The sequence below is a fragment of the Streptomyces sp. NPDC050121 genome (genome assembly GCF_044460385.1).
In the GTDB taxonomy this organism is placed as follows: Bacteria; Actinomycetota; Actinomycetes; order Streptomycetales; family Streptomycetaceae; genus Streptomyces; species Streptomyces soliscabiei.
On sequence record NZ_JBITJV010000004.1, the window covers coordinates 388,877 to 406,597 of the forward strand.

Annotated in this window: 16 protein-coding genes and 3 pseudogenes; 8 read left to right on the forward strand and 11 right to left on the reverse strand. The window is 70.7% G+C overall.

Annotation, left to right across the window (positions count from 1 at the left end):
• Positions 1 to 5: 5 nt before the first annotated feature.
• Together ACIBTS_RS08845 and ACIBTS_RS08850 are read right to left on the reverse strand one after the other, a co-directional pair.
• Entirely contained in the window at positions 6 to 1,028 is a 1,023-nt protein-coding gene (locus ACIBTS_RS08845; protein WP_399317707.1) for a ketopantoate reductase family protein, read from the reverse strand.
• 389 nt (positions 1,029 to 1,417) lie between these two features.
• Positions 1,418 to 2,167 (reverse strand): TioE family transcriptional regulator, encoded by a 750-nt coding sequence (locus tag ACIBTS_RS08850; protein WP_399317709.1) that lies wholly within the window; start codon positions 2,165 to 2,167, stop codon positions 1,418 to 1,420.
• 58 nt (positions 2,168 to 2,225) lie between these two features.
• Between ACIBTS_RS08850 and ACIBTS_RS08855 the strand changes: the two genes are divergently transcribed.
• The gene (locus ACIBTS_RS08855; RefSeq protein ID WP_399317711.1) at positions 2,226 to 3,440 is read left to right on the forward strand and encodes an erythromycin esterase family protein; all 1,215 of its coding nucleotides are present in this window, start codon (positions 2,226 to 2,228) and stop codon (positions 3,438 to 3,440) included.
• 19 nt (positions 3,441 to 3,459) lie between these two features.
• Here the strand turns inward: ACIBTS_RS08855 and ACIBTS_RS08860 are convergent.
• Positions 3,460 to 3,646 (reverse strand): annotated as a pseudogene (locus ACIBTS_RS08860) (hypothetical protein); the annotation flags it as partial.
• Between the two features lie 177 nt (positions 3,647 to 3,823).
• On the opposite strand from ACIBTS_RS08860, the gene ACIBTS_RS08865 reads away from it, so the two are divergent.
• The 4 genes from ACIBTS_RS08865 (at position 3,824) to ACIBTS_RS08880 (ending at position 6,082) form a co-directional block, all read left to right on the forward strand.
• Complete coding sequence (locus ACIBTS_RS08865) at positions 3,824 to 4,252, forward strand: hypothetical protein (RefSeq protein ID WP_399317713.1); 429 nt, start codon at positions 3,824 to 3,826, stop codon at positions 4,250 to 4,252.
• On the forward strand, positions 4,246 to 4,479 hold the full coding sequence (locus ACIBTS_RS08870) for a helix-turn-helix transcriptional regulator (protein ID WP_399317715.1): 234 nt from the start codon (positions 4,246 to 4,248) through the stop codon (positions 4,477 to 4,479). Before ACIBTS_RS08865 ends, ACIBTS_RS08870 begins: the two co-directional genes overlap by 7 nt.
• On the forward strand, positions 4,476 to 5,450 hold the full coding sequence (locus tag ACIBTS_RS08875; protein WP_399317717.1) for an NAD(P)-dependent alcohol dehydrogenase: 975 nt from the start codon (positions 4,476 to 4,478) through the stop codon (positions 5,448 to 5,450). The genes ACIBTS_RS08870 and ACIBTS_RS08875 overlap by 4 nt, the downstream gene beginning before the upstream one ends.
• Before the next feature lie 335 nt (positions 5,451 to 5,785).
• A complete protein-coding gene (locus tag ACIBTS_RS08880; protein ID WP_399317718.1) occupies positions 5,786 to 6,082 on the forward strand; it encodes a hypothetical protein in 297 nt (98 codons plus the stop codon).
• A gap of 265 nt (positions 6,083 to 6,347) precedes the next feature.
• Here the strand turns inward: ACIBTS_RS08880 and ACIBTS_RS08885 are convergent, their stop codons facing one another.
• Positions 6,348 to 6,896 carry a DUF1697 domain-containing protein gene (locus tag ACIBTS_RS08885; protein WP_399317720.1) on the reverse strand — a complete coding sequence of 183 codons (549 nt, stop codon included), beginning with the start codon at positions 6,894 to 6,896 and terminating at the stop codon, positions 6,348 to 6,350.
• A 266-nt stretch (positions 6,897 to 7,162) separates the two neighbouring features.
• Here ACIBTS_RS08885 and ACIBTS_RS08890 point away from each other — a divergent pair, with 266 nt between their 5' ends.
• Positions 7,163 to 9,430, forward strand: coding sequence for an MMPL family transporter (locus ACIBTS_RS08890; protein WP_399317722.1), 2,268 nt, complete (start codon positions 7,163 to 7,165; stop codon positions 9,428 to 9,430).
• Positions 9,431 to 9,561: 131 nt separating this feature from the next.
• On the opposite strand, the pseudogene ACIBTS_RS08895 reads toward ACIBTS_RS08890, so the two are convergent.
• The 4 genes and pseudogenes from ACIBTS_RS08895 to ACIBTS_RS08910 form a co-directional block, all read right to left on the reverse strand.
• Positions 9,562 to 9,762 (reverse strand): annotated as a pseudogene (locus tag ACIBTS_RS08895) (glycosyl transferase); the annotation flags it as partial.
• Between the two features lie 151 nt (positions 9,763 to 9,913).
• Complete coding sequence (locus tag ACIBTS_RS08900; RefSeq protein ID WP_399317724.1) at positions 9,914 to 10,519, reverse strand: hypothetical protein; 606 nt, start codon at positions 10,517 to 10,519, stop codon at positions 9,914 to 9,916.
• Positions 10,516 to 12,018 carry an ATP-binding protein gene (locus ACIBTS_RS08905; protein ID WP_399317725.1) on the reverse strand — a complete coding sequence of 501 codons (1,503 nt, stop codon included), beginning with the start codon at positions 12,016 to 12,018 and terminating at the stop codon, positions 10,516 to 10,518. Before ACIBTS_RS08905 ends, ACIBTS_RS08900 begins: the two co-directional genes overlap by 4 nt.
• Entirely contained in the window at positions 12,015 to 12,710 is a 696-nt protein-coding gene (locus tag ACIBTS_RS08910; protein ID WP_319673262.1) for a response regulator transcription factor, read from the reverse strand. The genes ACIBTS_RS08905 and ACIBTS_RS08910 overlap by 4 nt, the downstream gene beginning before the upstream one ends.
• 140 nt (positions 12,711 to 12,850) lie before the next feature.
• Between ACIBTS_RS08910 and ACIBTS_RS08915 the strand changes: the two genes are divergently transcribed.
• Positions 12,851 to 13,780: a DUF3152 domain-containing protein gene (locus ACIBTS_RS08915; RefSeq protein ID WP_399317727.1), complete on the forward strand. Its 930-nt coding sequence runs from the start codon at positions 12,851 to 12,853 to the stop codon at positions 13,778 to 13,780.
• A gap of 31 nt (positions 13,781 to 13,811) precedes the next feature.
• On the opposite strand, the gene ACIBTS_RS08920 is transcribed toward ACIBTS_RS08915, so the two are convergent.
• From ACIBTS_RS08920 to ACIBTS_RS08930, 3 genes and pseudogenes are all read right to left on the reverse strand, one after another.
• Positions 13,812 to 15,089: an ABC transporter substrate-binding protein gene (locus ACIBTS_RS08920; protein ID WP_399317728.1), complete on the reverse strand. Its 1,278-nt coding sequence runs from the start codon at positions 15,087 to 15,089 to the stop codon at positions 13,812 to 13,814.
• Positions 15,089 to 15,922 carry a carbohydrate ABC transporter permease gene (locus ACIBTS_RS08925; RefSeq protein WP_319673265.1) on the reverse strand — a complete coding sequence of 278 codons (834 nt, stop codon included), beginning with the start codon at positions 15,920 to 15,922 and terminating at the stop codon, positions 15,089 to 15,091. Before ACIBTS_RS08925 ends, ACIBTS_RS08920 begins: the two co-directional genes overlap by 1 nt.
• Positions 15,919 to 16,143, reverse strand: a pseudogene (locus ACIBTS_RS08930) (sugar ABC transporter permease); the annotation flags it as partial. The pseudogene ACIBTS_RS08930 and the gene ACIBTS_RS08925, both read right to left, overlap by 4 nt.
• A gap of 518 nt (positions 16,144 to 16,661) precedes the next feature.
• Here ACIBTS_RS08930 and ACIBTS_RS08935 point away from each other — a divergent pair.
• The gene (locus tag ACIBTS_RS08935; RefSeq protein ID WP_399317730.1) at positions 16,662 to 17,291 is read left to right on the forward strand and encodes a GntR family transcriptional regulator; all 630 of its coding nucleotides are present in this window, start codon (positions 16,662 to 16,664) and stop codon (positions 17,289 to 17,291) included.
• The last annotated feature ends 430 nt before the right edge of the window (positions 17,292 to 17,721 follow it).

The window sequence follows — 17,721 nt, forward strand, 5'->3', positions numbered from 1 at the left end:
CCTGGTCACCCTTCTCGAACAAACGCGACAGCCTCGTCGGCCAGTCGGAGCAGCTCCCCCACCGGCAGCGACCCGGGTGCCCGCCGCTCCCGTGCGAACTCGTTCGCAAGCCGTTGCAGCAACTCGTTCAGCGGGGTCGGCACGCCGTTGAGGCGGCCGAGGAGCGCGATCTCTCCGTTGAGGTAGTCGGCCTCGATGCTGCCCGCGCCGCGGCTGAGGGACTGCCAGGAGGAACCGCCGCCGCGTGGGACGCCGTCGAGCGGGACGAGGGTGACCTTGCCGCCGCGTGCCGCCCGCTGTTCCTCGGCGCTCGCATACGCGATCCCGGCGGCGTGCAGCACGGCCTCGCCCTCGGCCCGCACCCGCGCGAGCAGCGCCTCGGCCTCGGGGTCGCCGACCGGGCCGCTCACCGCTTCCAGGGCGTTGCCCAGGTTGGACAGCAGCTTCGCGTACTGCCAGCGGGAGACGTCCGGCACGACCGGTGCCTCGAAGCGCGCCTTCTCCAGGTCGTCGGCGATCCGGTGGACCGTGTCGTCGGTGCCGTGCGGGTACCGGCCGAGATGGAGGATGCCGGTGAGCGGGGTGCCGGCGGCCAAGACCACGCCGGGTTCGACGTGGGTGGCGGGCAGCCAGACGCAGACGCCGTAGACGTACCGGAAACGGCGCAGGGCCAGGCGCGGGCTCTCCACCCCGTTCTGCGCGCAGACCAACGGCAGCCGCTCTGCTGCCGTGCCGCCGCCCTCGACCGGGGCCGGGCCCCACGCCTGGAGTGCCGCCTCGTCGTCCTGGGTCTTGACGGCGAGGACGAGGACGTCGTCGGCGCGCAGCGGGCCGAGTGCGCCCGGTCCGTCGACGACGGGCAGCCGGTACGTCAGTTCGCCCTCCGGCACCCTGAGCCGCAGTCCGCCTTCCGTGAGCGCCGCCCCGTGCGCGCCGCGCGCGACCAGCACGACCTCCTGCCCGGCCTCGGCCAGCCGTCCGCCGACCGTGCCCCCGACCGCCCCTGCCCCGATGATGATGTAGCGCATGGGACGAGCCTCGCACAGTCGTGTGCACGGGGGTTGAGGAACGGTCCCTGTCAGATCGTGCGCTAAGCCCTCGTAGCCCCCGAACGGCGATTCGACCTGGGGTGACCGTACGGCGGAGCCTTCGCGGGTCGATGTCGTCGATCTTCGCAGCGCCGTGGTCCGGCGGTCGGGTTTCCGACGGACGGGCAGGCGGCGCGGTACGGGTCGTTTCACGGGGCGCCGTCGCGGGCGGAGTTGAAGCGGTTCTGCTCTGCGGGACTTCGCCGACGTACGCGAAGAGCTGAGTGGGCGCCGGGTGCTGCTGCCCGGCGTCACCCGGCCGGCCCGGCCGGTGGGCACCGTGCGGGAGGCGGCGAACAACCGGCTGTGGGGCACCGGCGGCCGACGTCTCATCCGCGCTCTCGGAGGTACGCCTCCAGCTCTGCGGCGCCGGTCAGCATCGTCCGCCCGCGGGCGGACAGCCGGCCGTGCCAGTCGCGCAGTGCGGCCTGAAGCGGCTCCAGCCCGCCGGCCGCCCGCACCTGGTCGATCAGCGGGGCGATCTGCTCCAGCAGGTAGCCGCCCCGCCTGAGCTGGTGGGCCAGCCGGGCGTCCCGTGCGTCGGCCTCGTCGTAGACGCGGTACCCGGTCCGCGGGTCGCGGCCCGGGCGCACCAGCCCGGCGCGCTCCCATTTGCGCAGCGTCGCGGGCCGGATCCCGAGCTTTCCTGCCAGCGGCCCGATGAACGTGGCGCCCGGCCCGGACACCGCGGCCGGCTCGGACCCCGCGCCGGGCTCGGGCGTCGTGGTGGGCTCCAGGTCGCGGAGGGCGCTCGCCACGGCCTGGAGGGTCCGCCGGTCGTCGAGGAGTTGGGCGTGGCTCTCGTCGATGAGACGGAACGCCTCGTCGACCGCGCCCTGGTTCACGGCCCGCATGATCGACGTCGCCGTCCGGTGGCCGTGGCCGGGCACCAGGGCAAGAAACGCGCGCAGGGCCCCCGCGTGCACGGAGGTATAGGTGCGGTAGCCGTGGGGGGTGCGAGCGGCGGCCGGAAGGATGCCGGCCTCCTCGTAGTTCCTGATCGCCTGCGTGGACAGACCGTGCCCGCGGGCCAGATCAACCGGCCTGAGTCGCCCATTGGTTTGAAGGTTTCGTCCCATGGTCCTGCCGGTATCGCGGGAAAGTTTCAATCGAAGGTTCAACGATACCGTTTAAGGCATGGATGCTGACATCAAGGGCACCGCCCATGCCGTCGAGGCTGCCGCCGTCATGAGGCTGCTCCCGGCCCGGCCGCGGCTGTTGGCCCTGGGCGAGCCCACCCACGGCGAGGACGCTCTGCTCGACCTGCGCAACGAGCTCTTCCGGCAGCTCGTCGAGCAGGAGGGCTACCGGACGATCGCGATCGAGAGCGACTGCATGGCGGGCCTGGTCGTGGACGACTACGTCACCTCGGGCACGGGCACTCTCGACGAGGCCATGGAGCACGGATTCAGCCACCCCGACCTGGGGTTGGGCACCTCCGCGGCCAACCGCGAGCTCGTGCGCTGGATGCGCGCCCACAACGACGGCCGGCCCGCGTCCGAGCGGCTGCGCTTCGCCGGTTTCGACGGCCCGCTGGAGATCACCGGCGCCGCGAGCCCCCGGCGGGCCCTCACCGCACTCCACAGCTACCTCTCGGCCCAGGTGGACGCGGGCCTGCTCCCCTGCACCGAGGAAACGCTCGACCGCCTGCTCGGCGCCGACGACCGGTGGACCGATCCCGCCGCGATGACGGACCCGTCCCAGTCCGTGGGGCAGTCGACCGAGGCCGGTCAACTGCGGCTGCTCGCCGACGATCTGGAGGCGCTGCTCGACACGCAGACACCGCACCTGATCACAGCGACCTCGCGGGACGACTGGGACCGGGCGCGCCTGTACGGGCGCACCGCGACCGGCCTGCTGCGCTACCACCACTGGATGGCCGACACCTCACCGGCTCGCATGACCCGGCTGGTGGGCGTGCGGGACCAGATGATGGCCCACAACCTCCTCGCCGTCGCCGCTCGGGGCCCGGCACTCGTGCACGCCCACAACTCCCATCTCCAGCGGGGGAAGAGCACGATGCGCATGTGGGACCAGCCGCTGGTGGAGTGGTGGAGCGCCGGTGCGCTGGCGAGCGCCCAGCTCGGTGAGGAGTACGCCTTCGTGGCCACGGCCCTCGGCACGATCCGGCACCGGGGAGTGGACACGCCGCCGCCGGACACCGTCGAAGGACTCCTGTACGCGCTCCCGGAGGACCGCTGCGTCATCGACGCCCCGCGGCTGGCCGCCGCCCTCGGCGACACGCGGCCCGCGCCCCGCGTCTCCCCCTGGTTCGGCTACGCCCCGCTTGACCCGGCCCACCTGGCGGACAGCGACGGCATCGTGTTCGTCAAGGACGTCCCGCGGAGCTAGGGCGCGTATCGGGTGGTGGTCAAGAGACGGCCTGGGTGAGGTCTTCGATCCGGATCATCCGAGGCGCGTAGGTAGAGGCCGGCGAGGTGGCTTTCCGAAGTCGTGTCGTACGGGGTGGCGACGCCTCGCCAGGCCTTGAGCTCCGGGATCACTGCCTTGATGCCGCGTCTGCGCAGGTGAGCGCGGTTGCCGCGGGACGAGTAGGCGCCGAACTCCTGCGGCATCTCCCGCCGCTGCCCGCCGGTCTCGAACCGCCAGATCACGCCCTCGAACTGCTGCGAGGCATTCGGTAGCCACCACATCGATGTATAGAAATCTTGACATCGTGTCGCGTCTACTTGACACTCCTTGGTGTCAGGTTCTATTCACCAGGGGAGCCGGTAGTGGCATTCGAAGAGAAACGGGCCTGGATCCTGGCCCTGGTCACGATCACGTCGTACGCGGTGTACCTGGCGGTCGTCCTCGGGCGGGGCGGACATGCGCCCCTCGCTCACGCGCCTTATGCGGCAGCGCTGTTGTGGACGGTCGGCGCCGCAATCGCCGCGTCGATCGCACTGAACGTCATCGCGTCGATCGTGTCGCCCGAGGGTGCGAACCTCAAGGACCAGCGCGACGGGGAGATCCACCGCTTCGGCTCGTACATCGGCCAGTCGTTCCTGGTCATCGGCGGCGTAGCCGGGCTCGTCCTGGCGATGGCCCGCGTCGACCAGTTCTGGATCGCCAACGCGATCTACCTGGCGTTCGTCCTGTCCGCACTGCTCGCATCCGGGGCGAAGATCGTCGCCTACCGGTTCGGCCTCCACCCGTGGTGAGGCCGACCAGGGTCACCAACGCGATCCGGGCCCTGCGGTTCGCCCACGGTGAGATGACCCAGGCCGAGCTCGCCCGCCGCATCGGCGTGACCCGCCAGACCGTCATCGCCATCGAGCAGGGCCGATACTCGCCCTCGCTGGAGATGGCCTTCCAGATCGCCCGGGTGTTCGCCGTTCCGCTCGAAAACGTCTTCCAGTACCCCGAATCCGAGGGAAAGGCCCCATGAAAGCCATCGTTCACGACAGTTACGGACCGCCCGAGGTCCTGCGCCTCGAGGAGGTCGCCAAGCCGGCGCCGCCCGGCAGCGGCGAGGTGCTGCTGCGCGTCCACGCCTCCGCAGTCGATCCGGGCGTGTGGCACGTCACGGCCGGGCTGCCGTACCTGATCCGCGCCACGCCCTACGGCCTGCGCGGGTCGAAGCCCCGCGTGCGGGGCATGGACGTGGCGGGTGTCGTCGAGGCCGTCGGCCCGGGGGTAAGCCGCTTCCGGCCCGGCGACGAGGTGTACGGCACCTGCGACGGGGCATTCGCCGAGTACGCGTGCGCCAAGCAGGACCGGCTCGCGCCGAAGCCGTCCGGCCTGGACTTCGCGGCGGTGGCTGCGATACCCGTGTCCGGATGTGCCGCCCTGCAGGCCCTGCGGGACGCCGGACGCGTGCGGGCCGAGCAGCGCGTCCTGGTCATCGGCGCGTCCGGCGGGGTGGGCGGCTTCGCCGTCCAGCTCGCCAAGGCCTTCGGCGCGCACGTCACCGGCGTCTGCAGCACGGCCGGTACGGACATGGTCCGCTCTCTCGGCGCGGACGAGGTCATCGACTACACCCGCGAGGACCCGACGGACGGCACCCGCCGCTACGACCTCGTCCTCGACATCGCCGGAAACCGGCCGCTGCACCGGCTCCGCCGCGCCCTCACCCCACGCGGAACCCTCGTCATCGTCGGCGGCGAGGGAGGCGGCAAGTGGACCGGCGGCATCGGCCGCACACTGCGGGCACTGATGCTGTCGCCGTTCGTCGGCCAACGGCTCCTGGGGCTCGTCTCCACACAGAAGCACGACGATCTTCGGCTCCTCGCGGACCTGGTCGAGGCCGGCACCGTGAAACCCGTCGTCCACCGGACGTACCCGCTGGCCGACGTCCCCGAGGCCATCCGGTATCTGAGGGACGGTCAGGCCCGCGGCAAGATCACCATCCGCGTGTGAGGAACGCCTCCAGCGGGCCCGGCTGTCCGGTTCAGCCCCAGCCGGGGGCCGGCGGCAGCGGGCGGATCGGGCAGCGGACGGTCGGCCGTGAGCGCGGCGACGCTCGTACCGCCGCTCAGCCGGCCGAGGTTTCCGGCGCCGACCACGGTGGGGCCGGTCGGGGGCACGGCCCAGGACCGACCGAGATCGACGGCCTCGAATCAGGCGACCGGGAAGTGACCTCAAGGCCTGGTGAGCATCGCCACTTGGTACGACACGACCCCGAAAAGCCACCTCGCCGGCCTCCACCTGCGCGCCTCGACGATCTGGATCAAAGACCTCACCCAGGCCGTCTCTTGACCACCACCCGATACGCGCCCCAGTTCCGCCATCGACGGTCCGGCCTGTCGGGGCGCCTCGGATGCGCGCGAGGCGTCCCGGCCGTCAACGGCGCATACGACCGGCGGGATCCTGCGGGCTCACAAGGACGCTGGCTCTCCCAACGGCGGGTGCACGACGAGCAGTTCGTCGGTTCGTGCCGGGACCACTCGCTGCTGCCGTGCGCGCTGCTGCGGGCGACCCGGGACACCGCGGCCCGTATCCGGGGCGGGTTCGGGACATGCCTCGTCGAGGGCTTCCACGACGACCACTGAGCCACCAAGTACCGCCTGCTGGAGGGAAGTTGGCCGCAGGCCGACCCGCAGGTGTCCGCCGACTTCCACGACGTGCCGTTCGACCCGCTGGACGTCGGGTCTGCAGGGCTACGACGCGCTCGCCGAGGACGGACGACCTGGTCCTGGTGAACGCCGTAGCGGGCCGCCCGCATCCCCGGGGAGATCCGCCGTCTCCACGCCGGTCCGCGGCTCACCGAGCCCCGCGAGATCCCCTCGGCGGCCCCGTTTCACGGCCTGCACGGGGTCACGCCTCCGTCATCTCCACCAGCTTGACGACGGTGTTCCAGTTCCGGGTCGTGGCGATGAGCCCCTTGGTGAGGCGGGGCTTGGACAGTTGCTCGGCGAGCTTGGAGCGGCCGAGACCGTCGGGGGCGTACAGGTACAGGACGCGGTCGCCGAGGCGGAACTCCTCGGGGAGATGGGCGTCGCGGTCGACGCCGGCGTAGCGCTCCTCGTCGACGGGGGCGGAGAAGTAGGTGACGTGAAGCTGCTTGGCCTCCAGTTCGGCGGCCGGGAACGGACAGGCGTCGACAACCGCTTTCAGAAACGCGTGGTCGCGCACGACGACGTCGACGCCGAAGCCGAAGTGCTTCTCGATCGCGACCCTGATCTCGGCGGCGAGGCTTTCCTCGTCTCCGTGGGCGGAGGAGAAGACGGCCTGGCCGCTCTGGAGGTACGTGCGCACATCGCTGAGGTCGAGTCCCTCCAGCACGGCGCGCAGTTCGGCCATCGGCACCTTCTTGCTGCCGCCCACGTTGATCCCGCGCAGCAGCGCCGCGTACCTCGTCGTCATCCGCACACGATAAACGGCCGTCGTGCGCCGTGGGGGTGGGCGCCTCCGCCGTCGGCCGGGACCCTGATCAACAGCCCCGAGAACTCCGGATAGATGTAAGGGGCCACTGTCCTCCCCAGCGGTGAGACTGCGGGGTCCGACGGGAGGACTCGGAGGACCGGCAGGTCACCGGGCAGCACGACGAGAAGGCCTTATCCAGCCCATACCTTCGAATCAAAAGGTGACGGCAGGGGGCTGTCACCGCAGCACAAGGGGGCAGGCCCGTCATGGGGAACGGAGACACACGGGTGCGGGGCATCGCCGCGCGGGCCGGCGGCTGGAGCGCCCGGCACCGATGGGCCGCCGTCGGGATCTGGGTACTGTTCGTCGTCCTGGCCATGGGGATCGGCTCGGCCGCGGGCACGGTCGAGGTCAAGGACAGTGACCAGTTGTCGGGCGAGACCCGCACGGCCGCCCGGATCATCGAGGACGCCGGGATCGACGAGCCCGCCAGTGAGACCGTCCTCATCCAGTCGAAGGACGGTTCCGTCAAGGCCACGGACGCCGAGTTCAAGACGGCCGTCGCCGCGGTCGTCAAGGCCGTCGACGGGACGGGCGCGGTCACCGACGTGACCTCGCCGTACGACTCGCACACGATCTCCAAGGACGGCCGCAGTGCGCTCGTCCAGTTCGACATGCGGGGCGACTCCGACACCGCGGGCGACCGGGTCGAGCCGGTACTCAAGGCCGTCGGGGGTGTCGGGAAGGAGCACTCCTCGCTGCGGATCGAGGAGATCGGCGGCGCCAGCATGATGAAGACCTTCAACGACGCGTTCGGCGACGACTTCCAGCAGGCCGAGTTCTCCGCCGTGCCGGTGGCGCTGGGCATCCTGCTGATCGCCTTCGGCGCGCTGGTAGCGGCGCTGCTGCCGGTGGCGCTCGCGATGACCGCGATCATGGCGACGATGGGTCTGATGAGCATCGTCAGCCACATCCAGCCGATGGACGACCAGGCGAGCTCCGTGATGCTGCTGGTCGGTCTGGCCGTGGGCGTCGACTACTGCCTGTTCTACCTGCGCCGGGAGCGCGAGGAGCGGGCCGCGGGACGTGATCCGGAAACCGCTCTCAGGATCGCCGCGGCGACCAGCGGCCGGGCTGTGATCGTCTCCGGTGTCACGGTGTGCGTGGCGATGGCGGGCATGATGTTCACCGGGCTCGCCACGTTCCAGGCGATGGGTCTGGCCTCTTTGATGGTGGTCGCCGTCGCCATGGTCGGTTCGGTGACCGTTCTCCCGGCGTTGCTGTCGCTGCTCGGCGAGCGGGTGGAGAAGGGGCGCATTCCGTTTCTGCACCCGGACAAGCGCCGCAAGAAGGCGGGTGTCCGGCGGGCCGCGGAGGGCAGCCGGTTCTGGAGCGCCGTCCTCAAGGTCGTCCTCGCCAAGCCGGCCGTCTCGCTGGTCGTCGCGGCCGGTGCGTTGCTCGCGATCGCCGCTCCGGCGGTGGGCATGAAGACGCAGAACCTGACGCTGGACCAGGAGTTCGGCGACTCGCTGCCCATCGTGCAGACCTACAACCGGGTCAACGACGCCTTCCCGGGCGGTTCCGAGCCCGCCGAAGTGATCGTCAAGGCGGCCGACATCAACGCCGCCGAGGTGAAGACCGCGCTGGAACAGTTCAAGGAGCAGGCGGTCAGCTCGGGCGCCTCCCTGGGCCCCGTCGAGATCAAGCTGCACGACGCGCAGAACGTCGCCTACGTGTACGTTCCGCTGGTCGGCGGCTCCGATCTGGACAAGGCGGGTGCCAGCCTGGACAAGTTGCGCGACGAGGTGCGGCCCGCGACGCTCGGCAAGGTCGACGGCCTGCAGGCGCCGATCACCGGACAGGTGGCCGGTTCGCAGGACTTCAACGACCAGTTGGGCGGAGCCGTCGCCCCCGTCTTCGCGTTCGTCGTGGTCTTCGCCTTCCTGCTGATGCTGCTGTCGTTCAGGTCGCTGACGATCGCGGTCACCTCGATCGCGCTCAACCTGCTGTCGGTGGGCGCGGCGTACGGCATCCTCGTGGCCGTCTTCCAGCACGGCTGGGGCGCGTCGCTGGTGGGCGCGGAGGGCGTCGGCGCCATCATCACCTGGCTGCCGCTCTTCCTCTTCGTGATCCTGTTCGGCCTGTCGATGGACTACCACGTGTTCGTCGTCTCGCGGATCCGCGAGGCGCGGATGCGGGGCCGTACGACGAACGAGGCCATCGAGCACGGTGTCGTCACCACGGCGGGTGTGGTGACCAGTGCCGCCGTCATCATGGTGGCCGTGTTCGCGATCTTCGGGACGCTGTCCATGCAGTCCATGAAGCAGATGGGCGTGGGCCTGGCGGCCGCGGTCCTGATCGACGCGACGATCATCCGGGGTGTGCTGCTCCCGGCCGTGATGGCACTGCTCGGCGAGCGCAACTGGTACCTGCCGAAGTGGCTGCACCGGCTGCCCGACCTCACGCACGACGAGTCGCCGGAGGCGGTCGCGCCGGTGACCCGGGACGACGAGGGCGAGCCGCTGAGGGTCTGACGGTCCGAGGCCTGCGGGCGCTCCCCGACCTCCCTCAACCGTCCTGAACCGCCTGGAACCGAGGGCCCGTTGACTTACCGGGGTAGTCAACGGGCCCTCATTCTCCGTTCTCCGTTCTCCGTTCTCCGTTCTCAGCAGGGGAGTTGGGCCTCGATGAGGTCCGCCGCCCTTCGGGTGCCGCCCTCGTTCGCCGTCTCCGCCCGGATCCGTCGCAGCCGGACGGCGACCTCCGGGTCGTCGACGAGTGCGAGGGCGGCCTCCCGCAGGGCCTCGGCCGTCGCGTCCGAGGTGGCGATGTGCCGGGCCACCCCGAGCCCCTGCAGCACGTCCGCGACGTGACCGTGGGCGGCGATGGAGAACATGGCGATATGGGCGGGGCGACTGGTCATGTCGACGACCGTAGGCGAGACGATACGTCTCGTGCAATTCAATTGAGCGGGTCCGCGACCTGCCCGGTCGAGAGGTCGGGGCAAGGGGTGCGGTTCACAGGCCGGGGCAACCCGCGCCGGATCCCTCGACGCTGTGGCCGGCCGCGGTCGTCACGGTCACGGTCACCGTCTTGATCTCGGGGCCGACGGTGCGGCGGGCGTCGACGGCCGTGCAGATCAGCTGTGCCGCGGCGAGCTCGGTCAACTCACCGGTGATGGAGGTCAGTTGGATCGCCACCTTGTCCTCCCGCGTGGTCACCCGCACGGAGGCCGACGCCGCGCCCTCGGTGGCGGGGGCCACGGACGGATCCATGGTGGGTACCCCGGGCTGCTCGGTGGCAGGGGCAGCATTCAGGAAGCCCGACCAGGAGTACATCTGTGGCAGCAGCGTGGTCAGCCTCTTCGCTCGTTCCCGGTCCGTCGGTCCCGAAAGGAGCGCCTCCACGGCCGACTCGACGTCGACCTGTCCGGCGACCTTGCGAGGGACGGCGACCAGGGCGCCGTCGGCGACGAGGTAGACCCGTACCGTCGGCACGATGCCGTGGGCGGGTCCGCCCGCCTCCACCACGCCGGTCGAGGGAATGCCGCAGGACACCAGCGTGCACAGGCCCGGGACGCACAGGAGCACGGCTCGGGACACGGCTCGGCGTACGGCTCTCACGGTCGCGTCTCCTCGGTCGACTCGTCCCGCCGCAGCGGGAGTTCCACGATGAAGACGGCACCGCCCTCCGGCCGGTTCGCCGCCCGGACGGTGCCGCCGTGCATCCGGACGTTCTCCTCGGTGATCGCCAGTCCCAGGCCGCTGCCCTCGGTCCGGGAGCGCGCGGCGTCCGACTTGTAGAAGCGTTCGAAGACGTACGGCAGCACGCTGTCGGGGATGCCGGGGCCGCTGTCCGCCACCTCGATGACCGCCCGCCGCTCGCCCCCGGGCGCCTCGTCCTCGGACAGGCGCAGCCGGACCGGTCGGGCGCCGTGCCGCAGGGCGTTGCCGACCAGGTTGGCGACGACGACGTCGAGGCGGCGCGGGTCGACGCGTCCGCGCAGCGCGTCCGGCGCCGGCAGCACGGCGTCCACCGTGTCGGTCCAGCCGCGGGAGGCGAGGGTGCGCCGGAGGGATTCGGCGAGGTCGATCTCGTCCAGGTGCAGGACCGCCGCGCCCGCGTCGAAGCGGGAGATCTCCATCAGGTCGTCGACAAGTCGGGCCAGTTTCACGGTCTCCTCGCTGATCAGCCGGACCGCGGTGGCGGTGTCCGGGTCGAGGCGGACGGCGTCCTCGTCGAGGACGTCGGTGACGGCCGACATGGCGGCCAGCGGAGTGCGCAGCTCGTGCGAGACGTCGGCGGCGAAACGACGGGCCCGGGCCTCCATGCCGCGCAGTTCGGCCACCGACTCCTCCAGGGCGGCGGCCGTCTCGTTGAACGTGTACGACAGCTCGGCGAGTTCGTCGGAGCCGTCGACGGCGAGCCGGGTGTCCAGCCGGCCCTCGGCGATGCTGCGGGTGGCGTGCCGCAGCGCGCGCACCGGCCGCAGCACCCCGCGGGCGGCGAGCAGCGCGAGCAGGACGGCGAGGACCAGCGCGGGGACGGCGGCCCGCTCCACGGCGGTGACCAGGGCGTCGACGTAGGCCTTTTCGGTGGTCTGCGGCACCGTCAGGAACACCTTCACGCCGGACAGGGGCGCTGCGCCCGAGGGGTCGGCGTGGGCGAAGGCGACCGACATGCCGACGAGGAGCGCCGTGTGGTCCGCGCGGTTGACGCGCTGGAAGACGGTGGCCGAGCTGGAGTTCACGGCCTCCCGCACGGCGGGCGTCAGCTCCTCGAACGGGTCGTCGGGCACGGAGGTGGCCTGAAGGCCGCGGTAGGCGACCAGCACCCGCCAGGAGCCCGACTGCTCGGCGCCGGCCACGTCGGCGGCGAACCGACGCAGTTCGGCCTTGTCGGGCGGGAAGGCGAGGTCGGGGGCGAGCCGGGTCACCTGGGTGCGCAGCAGTTTGATCACGGTGTCCTGGCTCTGCTGGAGCACCCGGGTGCGCGCCTCCCTGAAGGTGAGCGCGCCGGTGGTGGTGGCGCTGACGGCGGCCACGAGCGCGAACGCCACCACCAACCGCACCCGCAGGCCGCGCAGTCGGTGGGTGCGGAAACGTGTTCCCAGAGCTCTCACCGGGCGGCGAACCGGTAGCCGAAACCGCGTACGGTCTGGATGTGCCGGGGCTCGCGCGGGGGTTCGCCCAGCTTGCCGCGCAGTCGCTTCACGCAGGCGTCCACCAGCCGCGCGTCCCCGTGGTAGCTGTGTTGCCAGACGGCTTCCAGGAGTTGCTGCCTGCTGAACACCTGGCCGGGCGAGGCGGACAGGGTCAGCAACAGCCGCAGTTCGGAGGGGGCGAGCGCGACCGGCGTCCCCTGCCAGGTGACCGACAGTCCGGCACGGTCGATGGCGAGGTCGCCGTAGGTGTCGATCTTCGGGATGCCGGCCTCGGCGGGTGCGCCGCCGCCCGCCCGGCGCAGAACGGCGCGGATACGGGCCTGGAGCACCTGGGCCTGCACGGGCTTGACCACATAGTCGTCGGCCCCCGCCTCCAGACCGACAACGATGTCCTCGTCGTCGCCCCGTGCGGTCGCCATGATGATCGGCAGCGTCTGGTCCAGGTCGCGCATCCGCCGGCACACGTCCAGGCCGGTCATGCCGGGCAGCATCAGGTCCAGCACCACGACGTCCGGCCGGAAGGAGCGCAGCCGGTTCAGGCCGTCCTCCCCGGTCTCGGCGGCGGCGACCTCGTGGCCCTGACGGCGCAGCGCGAGGCCGACGCCGTCCCGCACGGCGCGGTCGTCCTCGATCAGCAGTACTCGTGGCATGAGCACAGTATCGATAGACCGTCGGACTCTCCGGGCCACTGTTACCGGATGATCACATAAACCCATGCCGGTCGGCTCGTTACCTTTTCGTTATCGCTTGAGCCAGGTCCGATCACATTGCGATCACAATCTGAACAACCATGAGCGTGCACCGAGCAGATTCCTCCTCCGCCCGTCGTCGTGGGAGCGGCCCCGCGCACTCCGCCGGGCGCGGGCGGAGAAGACCGCTGTGGGCAGGGCTCGCCATGCTGGCCCTCCTGGGCGCGGCCGGTTTCGCGGCCGTGGGATGGACCTCCGCGGGGGCGGGCGGCACGTCGGCCGAGGGCCGATCGACCACGTCCGGCGAGTCCGGCGGGGCGGCGGGATCCAGTTCGGCGCCCCCGCGGACGGCGACGCCGAGCTCAACGGCCTCGCCCCGCACATCCGGCGGCCCTTTGGCGGGTTCGTCGGCGGGTTCGTCCGACGGTTCCGGCGGTAGGTCCGCGGGCACGTCCGAGGACGGCATCCCGGCCTCGGGACCGGGCACGTTCACGACCGCGTCCGGTTCGAGTGCCAAGGTCGGCAAGGGCACCGCCCTGCGCTACCGGGTGGACGTCGAGGACGGCATCAAGCTGTCCGCCACGGACGTGGCCCGGCAGGTGGAGCTGATCCTGGCCGACCGGCGCGGCTGGACGGCGGACGGTCGATCGGCGTTCCGGCGGGTCTCCGTCGGTGCCGTCGACTTCGTCGTACGGGTCGCTACGCCCGGCACCGTGGACAAGATCTGCGGTCAGTACGGGCTGGACACCGGCGGCGAGGTCAACTGCAACGTCGACGACAACGTCATGGTGAACCTCAAACGCTGGCTGCTGGCCACCCCCGTCTACGCCAAGGACGTCACCGCCTACCGCGCGCTGATCATCAATCACGAGGTCGGCCACTTCCTCCATCACAACCACGTCGGCTGCCCCGGTCCCGGCCGACCGGCCCCGGCGATGATGCAGCAGATCAAGGGCATGAACGGCTGTGTCCCCAACGTCTGGCCGTACGACGAGCAGGGACGATTCATCACCGGTCCGTCCGTCCCCTGAACCGGCCGCCGCCCAGCGCTGACACCGCCAGTCAGCGCTGGTAACGGGCCAGGACGAGGTTTCCGTCCTCTTCCAGACGGGTGCGCAGTTCACCGAGGTCGATGGCCCCGCTGTAGTACTCCTGGAAAGCGGGGGTCGCGACCTTGTCCTTCCACTCGGGGTACCCGCGCACGGACTGGGCGGGCGCCGGGCGCAGGTACCGCGCGAGTGCGGTGCCGGTCGCCCAGTCGTCCTTCGTCGTGTGCAGGGCGCGGTCGGCGAGCGCCTGAGTGCCGGTCGGCAGCATCCAGTCGCCCAGCGCGAGGCGCACCATGTTCTTCGGCCGCAGCAGGAAGTCGAGGAAGGCGACGGCCTCCTTCTTGTGCGGGCTGCCCTCGGCGACGGACAGAGTCTGCGGGCTGACGCCCTGGGCAAGCCCGTCGGCGCCCGCCGGGGCGGGCAGCACCTGCCAGTCGAAGCCCTTCGGCGCCTGCTGCACGATCTGCTGGCGGTAGGAGAAGCCGAGCGGGACCATCGCGTACCTGCCGCCGAAGAAGCCGGGCAGGGTGTCCGAGCCGCCGCTGCCCAGTGTGGTGGGCGAGGCGCTGCGGTCGGCGGCGACCTGATCGTGGACGGTGCGTGGGACGACCTCGTCCGCGGCCTCGAAGCGGACGGTGACCCGGCCGTCCGCGCCCCGGTGGAACAGTTGCCCGCCCGCCGACAGGGAGAGGTTGAGGGTGGCGGAGACGGGTTCCTTCAGCGGCCAGGCCACGCCGTACGTGCCGGAACCGGCCAGTCTCTTGGTGATCTGCCGGAACTCCGCCCAGCTCCATGGGTGTTCGGGGGTCGGGATCCGCTCGCCGGACCGCTTCAGCCAGGTCGCGTTGGCGACGAGGACGCGCGGCTCCTGGAGGAAGGGCACTCCGTAGACGCCGTCGCCGAAGGTCGTCGTCTGCCAACTGCGCTGTGGAATATCGGACTTGAGGCGGTTCGGGAGCAGGTCGGTCAGCTCGGCGAGGTAGCCGCCGTAGGCGAAGTCCGCCAAGTCGTCGGAAGCGTCGTGGATGATGTCGGGGGCCTCGCCGCCCTCGAAGGAGGTGAGGAGCTGGTCGTGGACGCTGTCCCAACTCCCCTGCACATACTCGACCTTGACGTCGGCGTGGGTGGCGTTCCACTCCTTCACCAGTTCCCTGTTGGCCGTGACGGACTCCTCCTGCCAGGCCAGGGACTGGAAGCGGAGGGTGATGGGACCCTGGTCGTCCGCGCCGCCGCTCGACGAGCAGCCCGCGAGGAGCAGCAGTACCGCGAGGGCCAACGCTCTCGTCCGCATCAGCTCTTCACCGCCCCGGCGAGCATGCCGCCCGTGATCCGCCGCTGGATGAGCGCGAAGACGGCCAGCGAGGGAAGGGTGGCGAGGAACGCGGCGGCGGCCAACGGCCCCAGGTCGGCCACGCCCTCCGCTCCGAGGAAGTGGGTCAGGACGACCGGCAGCGTCTGTTTCTCAGGCGTTTTCAGCAGCACCAGCGCGAAGAAGAACTCGTTCCACGCGGTGATGAAGGCGAACAGCGCCGTCGCGACGATGCCCGGCGCGAGGAGCGGCGCCGTCACGGAGACGAGCGTCCGCAGCCGCCCGGCGCCGTCGATCGCCGCCGCCTCCTCCAGTTCGACGGGGACGGCCCGGACGTAGCCGACGAGCATCCACAGTGCGAACGGCAGGGCCCACACCACGTACACCATCACCAGCCCCGGCACCGAGTCGATCAGCCGCAGGTGCTTCAGCACCTGGAACAGCGGGATGATCACCAGCACGAACGGGAAGGCCTGGCTGACCACGACCCACCCGGAGGCGGCCCGCGCGAGCCGGGTGCGCTGCCGGGCCATGACGTACGCCATCGGCGTGGCGAGCGCGACGGCGATCACGGCGGCGCCGGTCGCCGCGAGCAGGGAGTTGACCGCGGCGTGCACCAGGGGCTGTTCGTCGAAGGCCTGGCGGAAGTTGGCGAGGGTGGGGTGCTTCGGGATCCAGGTGGGGTGCAGGCTGCCCAGTTCGCGGGGCGGCTTGAACGCGACGGACAGGAGCCACAGGAAGGGGAAGGCGAGGAAGACGAGGTACGCGAGCAGGGCCGTGTACTGGCCGGCGCGGGCCGCGGGGCGGGTCCTCAACGGTCGTCGCCTCCCTTGATGCGGCCCACCAGGAAGAGGGCCAGGAACACGGAGATCACCGCGACCATCACACAGCCCATCGCCGCCGCGTACCCGAACTGGCCGTAGCGGAAGGCCTCTTCGTAGGCGAAGAGCATGGGTAGCCGGGTGCGGCCGCCGGGTCCGCCGTTGGTCAGCACGTAGACCAGGGCGAAACTGTTGAAGTTCCAGATGAAGTTCATGGTGATCGTTTAGGCATGGCTGTGAGCGGCGTAATGCTCATCTAGCAGGGCTTTCACCTGGGGCGTAGCCTGTGAGTGTTGCCATGGGTGGACACGCGTTGCCATGCGAGGCCATGATCGTTTCCCGTTGGTTTCCCAGTGACAGACTGTCCCCCCAAGGGGGCGGACGAAAGCGCCGGGCCCGGTTCCCTGGGGACGCCCTCGGAGGCGATGGATGGGAACCGGGCCCGGCTTCTATCTTCAACGAGATCCCCTCGCCCCGATGCCGGGAAATGGTTCACTCGTTCGGGTGGATACCCGACAGGCATTGCCGGGTACGCCACACGACCCCCACCTGCCGGCCGTCGAGGGGTGCGGAGCCGGAGGGCGGGTCATTCGGCACCTCGGAGACCTGAACGCCGCGGTGCCGAAACCTTCCTTCTTCAGTTGCCAAGGCGGCGAGCAGTGCTGGATATATCCAACCCCAGGTCGCCTTCATAGCTTCAGACCTCACGTCATGATCGACGCCAGGGGTCGGGTTGCCAGAAGCGCGGTTCCGCCGCATCGCCGCCGACATTCGCCGCCGCATCGAAGCCGGCGAATGGGCGGCAGGCGAAGACCTGCCCTCACGACGCGCAATGGCGGCCGAGTACGGCGTCCACCCGCAGACCATGAGGCTCGCCCACAGGCTGCTTCGGCAGCAGGGAGTTCTTGAGGGTGAGGAGCGGCGTGCGGTCTATGTGGCGCATCCTCCTGCTATGCGCACCCTCACCGACCCGGACGCGGAGTGGCCTTTCGCCAGCGAGACCACCGACACCCGCCCGCGTCCCGCCACGGTGGAGTTGGCGTACCGTCTTGGGGTCCCGGCGGGAGTGTCCCTGCATCACGAGGCGCTGGAGTGTCTCGATCCGGGCGGCCGGTCGGCGATGCTCGTGTCGTCGTGGTGGCGGGGCCGGCGGGGTCTGCACGCTTCCTACGCGGCCGAGCTGGGGTGCGTGGAGTTGTCGGTCGAGCAGGCGCACGCATTGGGGCTGTTGGTGGACGCCGTGGCGTTTCGCGTGGTGCGCACTCGCTTCGACCATGAAGGTCGCCCCCTGGAGACTGCCGATCTGATCTTGCCGATGGATCGGTGGAACATTCGGTTGGCGGCACGCAGACAGGGCGGGTGACAGTGGCATAGTCTGCCGCTCCTTCCTTGACCGTTAGTCAAGCGGTAAACCGCCGGTAACGGAAGATGCGGGCTGCATATATCTGACAGGTTGTGCACGGCCCGACCGAATGCGTAACGAAAGGTCAAGCTCTGGCCACGGGATCAAGAGGCCGCCTGCCAAGCGGGCCCGCCGCCGGCGCACGGGGTGAACGCACGACGGCGGGCCCCTGGCCGCCCTCCCCTTCACAGGCGGCGGCCACCCCGGGGACCGCGTGCGGATCGCGGCGGCCGGGGAGACTAACGGGATATCGGCGCGTGCTTGCCGTGAGCGCGAAGGCCGACGTTGCAGTCCGACACCCGCGACAAGTCGCCCTCAGCCAGCGCTGCGGCCCGCTTGCGATCCAGGTCGGCGCAAATCCTGCACGCAGGAGCAGGCTCGGGCTTGGGCA